Source organism: Streptomyces sp. NRRL S-495 (assembly GCF_000966955.1).
In the GTDB taxonomy this organism is placed as follows: Bacteria; Actinomycetota; Actinomycetes; order Streptomycetales; family Streptomycetaceae; genus Kitasatospora; species Kitasatospora purpeofusca.
Genome location: NZ_JZWY01000695.1, coordinates 1 through 12,283 on the forward strand (window position 1 = coordinate 1; position 12,283 = coordinate 12,283).

At 75.3% G+C, this 12,283-nt stretch carries 8 protein-coding genes; 2 read left to right on the forward strand and 6 right to left on the reverse strand.

The genetic code is table 11. The features are described from left to right. The coding region (locus tag VR45_RS31085; protein WP_045943213.1) for a helix-turn-helix domain-containing protein at positions 1-732 on the forward strand (732 nt) is incomplete at its 5' end. A 26-nt stretch (positions 733-758) separates the two neighbouring features. On the opposite strand, the gene VR45_RS31090 is transcribed toward VR45_RS31085, so the two are convergent. Continuing rightward, positions 759-2,180, reverse strand: a complete 1,422-nt coding sequence (locus VR45_RS31090; protein WP_045943214.1) for an NAD(P)/FAD-dependent oxidoreductase — start codon at positions 2,178-2,180, stop codon at positions 759-761. Between the two features lie 27 nt (positions 2,181-2,207). Beyond that, a complete protein-coding gene (locus tag VR45_RS31095; protein ID WP_045943215.1) occupies positions 2,208-2,951 on the reverse strand; it encodes a DsbA family oxidoreductase in 744 nt (247 codons plus the stop codon). 355 nt (positions 2,952-3,306) lie between these two features. Here VR45_RS31095 and VR45_RS31100 point away from each other — a divergent pair, with 355 nt between their 5' ends. Next, positions 3,307-4,020, forward strand: a complete 714-nt coding sequence (locus tag VR45_RS31100; RefSeq protein WP_045943216.1) for a TNT domain-containing protein — start codon at positions 3,307-3,309, stop codon at positions 4,018-4,020. A gap of 58 nt (positions 4,021-4,078) precedes the next feature. Here the strand turns inward: VR45_RS31100 and VR45_RS42850 are convergent, their stop codons facing one another. From VR45_RS42850 to VR45_RS47340, 4 genes are all read right to left on the reverse strand, one after another. Continuing rightward, a complete protein-coding gene (locus VR45_RS42850) occupies positions 4,079-8,755 on the reverse strand; it encodes an ATP-binding protein (protein WP_052709503.1) in 4,677 nt (1,558 codons plus the stop codon). Positions 8,756-8,821: 66 nt separating this feature from the next. Continuing rightward, the gene (locus VR45_RS31115; RefSeq protein WP_045943217.1) at positions 8,822-9,898 is read right to left on the reverse strand and encodes a MoxR family ATPase; all 1,077 of its coding nucleotides are present in this window, start codon (positions 9,896-9,898) and stop codon (positions 8,822-8,824) included. A 52-nt stretch (positions 9,899-9,950) separates the two neighbouring features. Next, positions 9,951-11,450, reverse strand: a complete 1,500-nt coding sequence (locus VR45_RS31120) for a hypothetical protein (protein ID WP_159394415.1) — start codon at positions 11,448-11,450, stop codon at positions 9,951-9,953. Positions 11,451-11,460: 10 nt separating this feature from the next. Next, on the reverse strand, positions 11,461-12,283 hold an 823-nt coding region (locus VR45_RS47340; protein ID WP_159394416.1), incomplete at its 5' end, for a hypothetical protein.

Genomic DNA, 12,283 nt, shown 5'->3' on the forward strand with positions numbered 1-12,283 from the left:
GTCCTGGACGCCCTGGCGGCCGCCCACGACCGCGGCGCCCTGGTCGCCGCCCACTGCGTCGGCACCTTCGCGCTCGCCGCCGCCGGACTGCTCGACGGCCGCCGCGCCACCACCCACTGGCGCTTCGCCGGACTGCTGGCCCGCAGCCACCCGGAGGTCACCGTCGAACCCGAGGCCCTGTACCTGGACGACGGCCGGATCACCACCGGTGCCGGCGCCGCCGCGGGCTTCGACCTCTGCCTGCACCTGATCCGGCGCGAACACGGCGCCGCCGTCGCCAACCACATCGCCCGGGACATGGTGCTGCCCTCCCACCGCGACGGCGGCCAGGCCCAGTACCTCGCCGCACCGGTGCCCGAGGACGGCGAGGACGAGCGACTGGCCGAACTGCTCGGCTGGGCCCGCGCCAACCTCCACCGGCCGCTGCCGGTCGACGAACTGGCCCGCCGCGCCGTGATGAGCAAGCGCTCCTTCCTCCGCCGCTTCACCGCCGCCACCGGGACCACCCCGCACGCCTGGCTCGGCGAGCTGCGGCTGACCGCCGCCGAGGAACTCCTGGAGACCACCGACCTGCCGGTGGAGGAGATCGCCCGCCGGGTCGGCTACAGCGGCGCGGCAGTCCTGCGGGAGCGCTTCGTCCGCCGCCGCGGCGTCCCGCCCCGGGTCTACCGCCGCTCCTTCTCCCGGGTGACCGGGGCCGAGGCGGGGGCCGAGGCCGGCCCGCCGGCCTGATCGGCGGCCGGTCGGGCCGTCAGCCGTCAGCCGCGTGCCGTGCCCCGCCCACCCGTAGACCGCCCGCGCAGCCACCGCAGGGCCGCCTCCGCGGCGTTGGCCCCGCACATGCCGTGGACACCGGGCCCGGGCGGGGTCGCTGCGGAGCAGAGGTAGTGGCCGGGCAGCCCGGTGGCGTAGGGGTGGAGCGTGGCCCGGGGGCCGAGGACCAGCTGGCGGACGTCCTTGGCGCCGGTCATGATGTCGCCGCCGACGAAGTTGGGGTTGTCGGCGGCGAAGTCGGCCGGGCGGCGGACCGCCAGGCCGAGGACGCGCTCCCGGAAGCCGGGCGCGAAGCCCTCGATCCGGGCGATCACCGCCTCGGTGGCGTCCCCGGTCCAGCCGTGCGGCACATGGGCGTACGTCCACAGCGGATGGACGTCGCCCGCCGAGCGGCCGGGGTCGGCCAGGTACTGCTGGCCGACCAGCACGAACGGCCGCTCCGGCATCCGCCCGGCCGTGACGGCGCGCTCGGCGGCGGCCAGCTCGGCGAAGCTGCCGCCGAGGTGGACGGTCCCGGCGCGGCGGGCCGGCTCGGCCGTCCACGGCACCCCGCCCGCCACCGCGAAGTCCACCTTGAACGCGCCCGGCCCGTGCCGGAACCGGCGGTAGGCGCGGGCGGTCCGGGGCGGCAGCCGGTCGCCGAGGAGGGTGGCGACGGCGCCGGGCGCGAGGTCGTACAGGACGAGGTCGGCGGGCGGCAGCCGGTCCGCCGAGCGGACCGGGACACCGGTCTCCACCACCCCGCCCAGCTCGGTGAGCAGCGCGGCCAGCGCCCGGGTGATCGCCCCGGAGCCGCCGACGGCGACGGCCCAGCCGTGCCGGTGCCCGGCGGTCAGCAGCCCGAGGCCCACGGCGGCGCTCAGCGGCCGGTCCAGCGGTTGGAAGGCGTGCGCGGCGGCCCCGCCGAACAGCGCCCGGGCCCGCTCCCCGGTGAAGGCCCGGGCGACGGCGGCGGCCGGGAGCAGGGCGGGCGTGCCGAAGCGGGCGAGCCGCAACGGGTGGCGGGGGAGCCGCAGCAGCGGGCCCATGAGGTCGTCGGCGAGCAGGTCGTACCCCGCGACCGGCCCCTCGAACAGCTGCCGCCAGCGCCGGCCGTCGGCGCCCCCGAGCCCGGCGGCCGTCGCGGCGACCGAGCGGTGCAGGACTCCGGCCGTGCCGTCCGCCAGCGGGTGCGCGCAGTCGATCTCCGGCAGCCGGAACTCCAGCCCGAAGCGCTCCAGGCCGAGGCCGCGCAGGAAGGGCGAGCCGATGGTCATCGGGTGGATGGCGGAGCAGTGGTCGTGCAGCAGCCCGGGCACGATCGCCTCCCCGCTGCGCGCCCCGCCGCCGATCTCCCCGGCGGCCTCCAGCCGGACGGCGGCGGCGAGCCCGTTGGGCCCGCCGCCCACCACTACCGCGGTACTCATGCGGCCAGCATCCCGCATCCGCCGCCGTCAGTGCTGCGGCACCGCGCAGCCGTCCGGCCCGCAGACCTCGCCGGCGGCCGAACCGCTGTCCGCGCCGCCGTTCTCGCCGGTGCCGACGGCGACCAGCGGCACGACCGGCCGGCTGTCCCAGGCCTGCTCCAGCGCTGCGGTGAAGGTGTCGACCGGCTGCGCGCCCGAGACCCCCAGCCGCCGGTCCAGGACGAAGAACGGCACCCCGGTGGCACCCATCGCGCTCGCCGTCGCCTCGTCCTCGCGCACCGCCTCCGCGTAGGCGTCCGGATCGGCCAGCACCCGGGCCGCCTCGGCCCCGTCCAGACCGGCCTCGACCGCCAGCTCGGCGAGCCGCCCGGGCGCGAACGCGGACCGCTCCTCGGCGAAGTTGGCCCGGTAGAGGGCGTCCAGCAGCTCCGCCTGCCGCCCGTGCTCGGCCGCGAAGTGGAGCAGCCGGTGCATGTCGAAGGAGTTCGCGGCGTCACGCCCCGAGCGCAGGTACGCCAGCCCCTCCGCCTCGGCGTTGTCGGCGATCCGCTGCTCCGCCGCCTCGGCCTGCTCCAGCCCGATCCCGTACTTGGCGGCGATCAGCGGCACCACCGGCCGGGCCTCGTGCGGCGCCCGGGGGTCGAGCTCGAACGACCGGTGGACGACCTCCACGGCCTCCCGGTGCGGGAAGCGCTCCAGCGCCCGCTCGAACCGCGCCTTGCCGATGTAGCACCACGGGCAGTTGATGTCGCTCCAGATCTCGACGCGCACGGGTCGCTCCTGTCCTCGCCTGGTGGCGGGGCCTTCCCGCGCACACTCCGGGGAGAACATTCGTGAGGAAGTAAATATTTCTCCCCATGAAACATTTGCTCGGAGGTCGGGACCGGCATCGTCCCCGGCCTGGGCCAAAGCCCCTTCCCGCCCTTGGAATTGGCGCCGGTCGCACCGGACTCCCGCCGATCGGGTGAATGGGGCCGGGGAGGGCGTTTCGCCCACGAATCAACGCCGTGGCGGCGTGTAGCTTCCGGTGCCGATCGATCCGTTGTCGATCAATCCCTTCCGTGCCACCGGGCGCCCCCCTGCGCGCCCGGCCCGGACCCCTGCCACCCCCGGAGGACCCGACCCCATGCGTTCCCGCCATCTCGCCGCCCTGTCCCTGGCGGCCGCCCTGCTGGTGACCGGCACCGCCGCCACCCAGAGCGCCGCCGCCACCACGCTCCCGGTCACCGAGGCCCAGGCGGACCCGACCGACTGCCCCAGCGAGCAGTACCGGCCGACCGCCGAGGACAAGAAGAACTTCTACTGCGGCTTCAAGGAGCTCGGCCCCAGGAACCTGCCCGCCGGGGTCGCCAAGCTGCTGAAGAACTACGACCGCTTCGGCGGCCTGACGCCGCAGCAGTTCCTCTCCTGGTACCGCGACGGCCTCGACTGGAAGTACCCGGCCGAGGACGGCTTCCGTGACGTCAACGGCGTCATCGACCGGACCACCGTCGAGATCGCGCCCGGCACCAAGCTCGACCGCTTCGGGCTCTACTACGGCCGCTACCTCTCCAAGCCCGGCACCTCCTTCCCCGAGCGCGCGCTCCCGCCGGACAGCCTCAACCCGGTGGTCGAGGAGAGCAAGGAGGTCGACAGCTACCACTGCTACAGCGTGAAGCTGCCCTTCAAGGTCGAACAGGGCGGCATCGCCTCCGGCTTCGCCCAGCCCGGCAAGGGCATCCAGCAGTACCTGAACGAGAAGCTGAAGCCCGCCGAGTTCGGGACCGACTCCTACAACGTCAAGACCCTGCTGGACCGGAAGTACCTGGAGGCGCGGCCCGACACCGACTGCCTCGCCTGACGTCCGCGCAACCACAGGCCCGCCCGCCCCACCACCGCCGCCGGTGGGGCGGGCGGGCTCACGACTCGATGATCCGCCCCTCCGTCGGATGGGAGAGGATCAGGCCCAGGAGCTGGGGGTCCCCGCTGTACAGGTAGGTGGCCTCCTCGGCCGGTGGCCTCGCACCCCCGACCAGCAGCAGGTCGAAGCGCATGGTGATGTCCGTGCCGAACTGCTCGGTGAGCATGTCGAACACCGGCCCGGAGACGGCGACGGCCGTGACGAGCCGGTTGCGGTCGTAGCGGTCCCCGGTGATCCTGAGCCTCAACTGTTCGGCTCCGGGCAGGCGTTCGGGGAAGCCGCCGTGCAGGACGGACACGATGACCGGGGTCTGCGGCCGGTCGGCGGGATCAAGCCGTTTGATCCGGTCCCAGAGGTCGAGGACGGCGCGCCCGGCCGTGGCCAGGGGATACCCCGGTCCGACGAATGTGAGCAGTAGCTCGGCCCCGAACCCGGGCGACGGTCGGGTGAGCCCGCTCTCGATGGTCGAGGCGCGCTGGACCTCGCCGAGGATCCGCTCCAGGACGAGGACCGTTGCCTCGTCGGCGTCCGGGATCTGAACGGCCAGGTAGAGCTCGTTGGTCCGGGGCTCCTCCCCGGACAAGACCCGGAACAGCCGATCGAGCGCTGCTCGATCTTCGGCGGGCCGGTCCACGGGCCGGACCCGGGAGTCGTCCAGGGCCTGGACGAGGGCGCGCAGGAACCACTCGGCAACCGTGTTGCCGCCCCGGCGGCGGTCGATCGCCCGCATGCTCTCGGCGATGGCGGTCAGGTCGCCGAATCGCCGGGCGGTGAGGAGGATCCGCAGCAGGGAACGGGTGAACGCGGGGGCGGCGTCGACGTCACCGTGCTCGGCCGTGTAAGCGGCCAGCGCGGCCAGGATCGGCCGTTCCGCCTCCAGCCAGGCCCGGGCCTGCTCGGGACGGCGGAAACGGATGGTGTCCCGGCGGTCCCCGGACGCGGCGGCCTCCGTCTCCAACTGGTAGTGGACCAACAGCCGGTCGAGCGAGAACGCCCGGCCGTCGACGTCGGCATTGGCCTCGCCCCGGCTTACGGAATAGAGCCGGAGCAGCGGGGGGAGCCGCCAGTGGTCCGGGGTCGGGCCCGGCTCCACCAGGTGGGCCCGGGCCAGTGCCGCCATGAGCTGCTCCGCCACCACGATGTCGAGGCTCGCCAGTCCGGCGGCGACGTCAATGGACAGTTCGGAGTACGGGTACACGGAGAGCAGCCGGAACAACCGGCTCTCGCTGCTCGACAGGTCCAGGTACGACTCGGTGAAGGCGACCCGCACGCTCCGCTCGCGGTGACTGAGCCCGTCGAGTCGGTAGCGGTGGTCGCTCAGCTCCTGGACCAGGGCGGCCACGGGGAGGGCCGGCTGGTCGGCCAGCCGGTCGGCGCAGATCGTCAGCGCCAGCGGCAGGCCGTCGCACAGTTCGGCCAGCGCCCGCCAGGGACCGGTCGGGCCAAGGACGCGATCATCGCCGAGCAGGGACGCCTGTACCCGGTTCTGGAGGAGCTGGACGGAATCCTCCGGGGTCATCGCCTGCAGGTCGAACCGGACGGCGCCGGTCGGCAGCGAATGGCGGGAGGTGACGAGGACCGTGACCCGGCCGTCGAGTGGAAGGTACGGCGCGAGGTCGGCGTGCGGTGGCGCGTTGTCGAGTACGAGCAGGAGCGGTCCGGCCTCCTCGCTGAGCTGGGCGAGAACGTCCTGGAGGAGGGCGAGCCGGGCAGGGGCGTCCGGTGGCACGATGTCGGCCGGAATGCCCAGGGCGTGCAGCGGGGCGGCCAGGCCCGGGGTACCGGACGGTCCGGGGGTGTACGGGTGCTCGCGCAGGTCGAGGTAGAGCGTCCCGCCGGGGTACCAGCCGCGCTCCAGGACCGTGGCGGCGGCCCGGAGGACGAGTTCGGACTTCCCCATACCGGGGAGGCCGGTGACCAGCGCCGTGCGGGTCGGGAGCTTCCCGGGTTCGACGGGTGTCAGGAACGACAGCAGCGCGGCGAGAGCCTCGGCGCGGCCGGTGAACGCGGGGGACGGCGCGGGGATCCCGGACCGCGCCGCGGAGCCCGGGACCGGCAGGCGCAGCGTCACCGGCAGGCCCTGGACCGTGGCGTGGACGACTACCCGGTTGCTGCTCGTCCGGCTCGGCGGCGGCGCGGTGGTCGCGGCGGGAAGGGCGCGCGCCAGTTCCGCGTCGAGGTCCGTCTCGGCGAGGATGTCCGGCATGTGCGGCAGGCGCTGCGCCAACCGTCGCAGGGCCGTGGCCTGGCCGGAGTCGTCGGGGTCGTACGCGGGGCCCAGCCGTGCCGCCAGCTCGTCCAGCACCTCGTCGGTGTCGAGGTTTTCGAGTACGACGGCCGTGGCGCCCGCCGCCCAGTTGCTGGGGCTGTCGGTCGTGACGAGTACGCAACCCCGCCCCTGAATCTCGTGGGAGAACCGGTACTCGGGATCGGCGGACCAGCCGTCCGGGGGGAGGCAGTCGAGGACGACGAGCCAGTCCCGGTGCCGTGCCAGCCGTTCCCACAGGGCGGCCGGGGAGGACGCGTCGTAGGGCTCGTCGGCGGGGGACAGGGCGGGGGAGAGGGCGTACCAGAGCCGGCCGAGCCCGCGCTCCAGGGAGCCGGGCGAGGTCGCGTCGATCCAGTGGGTGAAGCTGTGGCGCCCGCCGTACGCCGCGACGTACTCCTGGACCAATCGTCGGCGCCCCATGCCGGTCGCGCCGACGACGACCACCACGGCAGGCTGCTCGGGCGGTCCGGACACCGCCCGGTCGGGGTCGAAGGCAGCGGCCAGGGCAGCGAGTTCGCGTTTCCGTCCGATCATCCTCGGCGGTTCCGGCGGGCTCAGCACCGGTCGGACCGGGGACAGCCGATCGAGCCGCAGCGGTGGCGGGTCCGGCTGTGGCGTCCGCGTCGCCTGCGCCCCGCGCGCCGTCCGCGTCACCGCCTCGGCCAGCCGCGCGGCGAGCGCGGCGTGCTGGCCGCCGGCGCTCGCCAGGACCGTCACCGCGACCTCGGCGAACGGCAGGCTCCGCGCCGACAGCCGCACCTCACCGCCGTCCTCCTCGCCGTCCCCGTCCGCTCCGACCAGCCTGGCGACGGCGCGGAAGTCGCGGGTGCCGCCGAAGGTCGCCGCGACCCGGCCGGACACCTTGGTGAGCACGTGCTTCAGCACATGGACGGCCTCGGTGCGGGTCAGTTCGGCGAGCAGTTCCTCCCGCACGCCGTCCCGGAAGTCGTAGACCTGCTCGTCCGGGTCGGCGGCCGTTGCGCCCCGGGGTGCGATCAGCCCGGAGAGGAACAGCTCGGCGAGATCGGTCTGCCCGGACTCCGGCACGGTGGCCCGCTGGACCAGCCGCATCACCGGCAGGCTGAGCGGCGCCGCCGCCAGGTGGCAGGCCAGCCGGTACGCGGCGGGCGAGCTGCCCGCCCGGAACCGGGCGACGCGTTCGGCGGGCGTGGCCGGGTCGTTGGCGGGGCCGGTCGGGCGCTGCGGGCGCGGCACGCCGGCGATCGGTGCGGCGAGCATCGGCGTCCACCCGGAGGTGCGGCCCGCGGTCAGGTCGGCCCAGGGGGTGACCCAGTCGGCGTCGACCTCCAGTACCGGCAGCCAGCGGATGTCCGCCCGGAGTTCGGCGCCCCGGTTGCCGGGCGGGATGCCGGGAAGGGCGGCGTCCGAGCGGAAGGCCGGGACGGGCCGGCCCGCCACGGAGGCGCGTGCGGCCACGAGGGCGCTGCGCAGCGCCGTCCGGTGCCAGAGCCGCCGGGGCAGCACCTGGAGCGCCGCCGCCGGCCGGGCGGCGGCGGCGCCGGCGAGGAACTCCGGAAGCGCCTCCCCGTACCAGGCCGGGCCGACGCCGTCGGTGAGGACGAGCAGGATCCGCCGGTCGGTCGGGTCGTTGAGCGGCCGGGACCAGTCCGCCCTGGCGGCGGCGGGCGCGCCCGGGCGGCGCCGGTGGAACGGTGCGAGGGTGGGGACCGGCCGGTCGGTGTCGAGCGCCCAGCACCGCACGTCGGCGAAGGCGCCGTGCCGCTCCAGCAGGGTGCTCAGCTCGCCGGCCAGCCGGTGCCAGACGGCCATCGTGGCGCCGGTGTCCACCAGCAGGTCGACCGAGAAGCGCGGCTGCTGGGCGGGCCGCCAGACCGGGAGCAGGATGCCGGTCTCGGCGGTGGCCTCGGCCGTCGCCTCCTCGTCGAGGGTGGCCCGGCCGGGGGCGTCGACCGCGTGGCGCAGCGGGCGCAGGGCCCGGGCCAGGGCGAGGCCGCCGTCCAGGGCGGCGGGCTGGGTGACCTGGACGACGTGGCCGCCGGACCGGTCCGCGCCGCCGGCCTCGGGGGGCCCGGGGCGATGGTGCAGCGCGGCGTTCGGTCCGGCGGGCGGTCCGGCGGGCGGTCGTACGGGCGGCGTGTGCGGCAGCGGTGGCGGTACGGCGACGGCGGGTGCCGGATCGGCCGGGGCCCGCCCGGCGGGCCGGGGCGGCGGGGGCTGCCGCGGCACAGCGCTCGACTCCGGCCGGGCAGGGGCAGGCCGTGGTGCCGCGGACGGTCGCGGCACGGAGGACATCGGCGTCGGCGGCGGGGTCGGCGGCGGGTCCAGCAGTCCGGCCAGCCCGGCGATCCACAGGACGTCCGCGAGGTCCTCCGGCAGCGGCCCGCCCTCCGCCGGCCGGAGCAGCCCGGCGAGCGCGTCCGTCAACCCCTCCGTCGGCCCCTCCGGTGCCCCCTCTGTCGCCCCGCCCGGCGCTGCCGAACCCACCTCCGCTCAGCTCTCGTTGAGCGGACGGAGCAGGACGTCACGCACGGCGTCCCGCCCCCGCTGGTCGGTCCTGAGCACGCGTCCGGCCATCAGCAGGGCGTTCAGGAGCTGGTCGTTGGCCAGCTCCGCCCCGTCCTGCCGCTGACGGCGGAGGAACTCGGCGATCAGATCGGTGGTCTCCGCCGCGGCGGCCGCCTCCTCCCCCAGGTGGGCGGCGACCATCGCGGCCAGCCGCTGCTCGTCCGGCGCCCGGATCTCCAGCCGGACGCAGCGCCGCAGCAGCGCGCCCGGGAAGTCCCGCTCGCCGTTGCTGGTGAGGACGACCAGCGGGAACTGCGCGCAGCGCACCACACCGCCGCGCACCACCGCCGTCCGGCCGTGGTCGGCGGTGCCGACCTCCTGCGGGTCCGGGCCGAGCCGCAGCAGCTCGGGGATCTCGAACTCGCCCTCCTCGAAGACGTTCAGCAGGTCGTTGGGCAGGTCGATGTCGCTCTTGTCGATCTCGTCGATCAGCAGCACCCGCGGTGTCCGCCACGGCAGCAGCGCCGTCCCGAGCGGGCCGAGCCGCAGGAACCTGCCGATGGCGGGTGAGCGGGGCTCGTCCCGGGGTTCCGGCCGCGGGTCCCCGTCGGGGTCGGCCCGCCGGGCGCTCTCCCGCGACAGCCCGGCCTCGTGCAGCCGCCCGATCGCGTCGTAGCTGTACAGCCCGTCGCGCAGGCTGGACCGGCTGCTGATCGACCAGCGCAGTACCGGGCCCAGGCGCAGCTCGTGGGCGACCGCGTAGGCGAGGGTCGACTTGCCGACACCGGGCTTTCCGGTGATCAGCAAGGGGCGGCGCAGGTGCAGGGCGAGATTGACCAGTCGGACCTCCCGCGCGTCCGCCTGGTACGCCGCCGCCTGCCGGACCCGGCCGAGCCGGCGGGCCGTGGAACCGGCCGCCGCGTCCTCCGGGGGCGGCGCCGGCAGCCGTTCGGGGTCGCTGTCCGGGTCGCCGAAGGCACGCCAGGCGGGTGCCGGCGGGAGCCCGGCGATCCCGCCGTGAGGGACGCCGGTGCCCCGGTAGATCCACCAGTCCTCGGCCATGAACGCTCCTGACTCGTCGCTTGTCGCCGTGGGGTCGCCGTGGGGTTCGTGGTCATTCGACGATCCCGGGGAAGGCGTAGTCCTGATCGGGGTCCACGCAGTCCGGGTCGTCCCAGAGCAGCGTGACCGTGCGGTCCGGGTCCGGGTTCGGGCCGCCGACCTGCCGCCGGTACCGGTGGACGGCGTCGGGCAGTTCGGCCAGCCGGGTGGGCCGGTGCTGGCGGAGGGCCGCGACGAGCGGGTCCGGGTCGCCGGCCACCCGCCGCCAGATCAGGACGGGTATCCCTTCGAAGTACATCGCGTCGTCCACGGCGTACTGCACCTCGGGGTCGAGCTGCTCGTACGGGACCGTCAGTCCCAGACAGGCGAGGTTCTTCCTGCCGGTCACCCAGTTGAGCAGCTCCTTGGCGCTCGCCCGGTCGAGCGAGGGCCATTCGATCCGTTCGATGACCTCGTTCGAGTCGACGCCGTGGGACTGGAGGTTGGCCCAACGCTGCCGCCAGAGCGCGAGGCCGAGGTGGGGTTCGCAGTACCGTTCGAGTTGCCGGACCACCACCGGGTGGAACTCGCCCAGGGGCCGGCGGGTCGCGCCGGTGGACCAGAGCTCGGCGGTGTAGCCGAGGATGGAGCGTGGCAGCAGGAACTCGATCCGGACCGGGTCGGTCGTGCGGAGCGCCAGCTTCAGCTCCTTCCACGCGACCAGCCGCGCGCCGCCCGCCCCGAGCAGCTCGCTCCTGGTGAACGCCTGGTCGTCCTGGTGGCTGCCGACCCGCCGGAACGGTCCGCCCGTCAGTGGCTGGCGGTAGTAGGAGATGTGCAGCCGGTACCGGGTGTCGCCGGTGTGGACGGGCCCCTCCTCGTCCAGCCGGACCTGGACGATCAGCCGCTCGCCGGGGACCGCCGCCGCGACGGCGGGCGCCCGGTAGGCATGGGCGGCGAGGAACCGGCGCAGGGCCGGGAGCGGGTGCTGCCGGGTGACCTCGGGGTTGTCGCCGAGCGCGCGGAGGAAGGCGACCAGCGGGCCGAGGGGGTCGTCGTCGATCCGGTTGACGAGGAGGTCCAGGAGCGCCGGCAGGGTCATCTCCGCCGTGTCGCGCTCCCGCAGCCCCGGGATGTCCTCCGGCAGGTGGCGGGCCGGCCTGGTCGGCGCCGTGATCTCGTGCAACTCGCCGATCACTGCCAGCAGTTCACCGCGGGGAAGGTCCTCGCCGCGGTTCAGGACCCGTCGGGCGAGCTCCAGCCAGTCCCGTGCGCCGTCGTTCCGCGCCAGCTCCTCCAGCGCCTCGGCGAGGGCGTCCAGCGCGGCCCACGGATCCCGGAAGGCGCGGATCGCCCGGAGCATCTCCCGGACGTGCGGTCGCGGGGTGTAGTCCTCGCGGATGTCGGCCTGGATGCCACGGGTCTTCGCCGACGCGCCCATGGTCGCCAGCACGTCCTGGCGGAAGGTGAGTTGGAGCATCCTGTCGAAGCCGAGCAGGATTCCGACGAGAACCTCCTCGGCCCCTTCCGGCCACGGCCCCCGGCCGGCCGCCGGGGGAACGAACGGTGTCACGTGCATCCGGCTAGCCGTCCCCCCGCTCGCCGAGGGCGCGCCCGACCACGGCGTCGAGTGTGCCGAGTGCGCCGTCGTCCGGGGCGAGTTCGGCCATCGCGGTCCGCAGTGCCCGCAGGGCCGTCCGGCCGTCGCGGAAGCTGCGGCAGGCGCGCACGATCTGGTGCAGATGGGTACGGCGGTCGGGGCGTTCCTCGGCCTCGAAGGAGTGCGCCAGGCCGAGGTGCCGGCCCATGGTGTCGAGCAGGTCGTAGCGGCCGTCGGGACGGCGCAGCAGCTCGAAGGCCATCAGGGCGTCGACCAGCTCGCCGTTCCCGGGCGGCGCGGGTGGCGGGACGGGGGCGACCCCGGCCGTGCCCAGCAGCGCGGTCAGCGCGCCGACCGGGGTGTACCAGCCGCCCTCGTCCCGCTGGAAGGAGCGGCTGCCCTTGAGCACACCCCGCACCAGGCCGTCCCCGTCGACCAGCATGCTGCCGCTGTGGCCGTCCCGGATGCCGTCGCCGCGCACGCCGAGGTACCGGTCCGCGAGGCCGACGACCCGCAGGCGCAGGGTGTCGGGCCGGGCGCCGGGGCTCGGTGTGTGGGTGGAGTACCCGAGGGCGGTCAGGACGGTGTCCGGTTCGGCCTCGGCGGCCGCGAGCCGGACCACCGGGTGGCCGGCCCAGTCCGGGACGCCGAGCAGGGCGAGGTCGGGGAAGGGGTAGGAGCCCTTACCGTTGCCGGTGCTGCCGCTGTCCTCGCCCGTCTCCGGGTCCAGCCGGATGCGGTCGGCCGGGACGGCGTGCTGGCCGGACTCGTGCCGGACGCCCACCGGCTCCGCCGCGCGCGCCGCC

Excerpts from the sequence above, each read along its gene's own strand:
- VR45_RS31090 (WP_045943214.1), bottom strand. The coding sequence starts at position 2,180 with ATGAGTACCGCGGTAGTGGTGGGCGGCGGGCCCAACGGGCTCGCCGCC.
- VR45_RS31100 (WP_045943216.1), top strand. The coding sequence starts at position 3,307 with ATGCGTTCCCGCCATCTCGCCGCCCTGTCCCTGGCGGCCGCCCTGCTG.
- VR45_RS31115 (WP_045943217.1), bottom strand. The coding sequence starts at position 9,898 with ATGGCCGAGGACTGGTGGATCTACCGGGGCACCGGCGTCCCTCACGGC.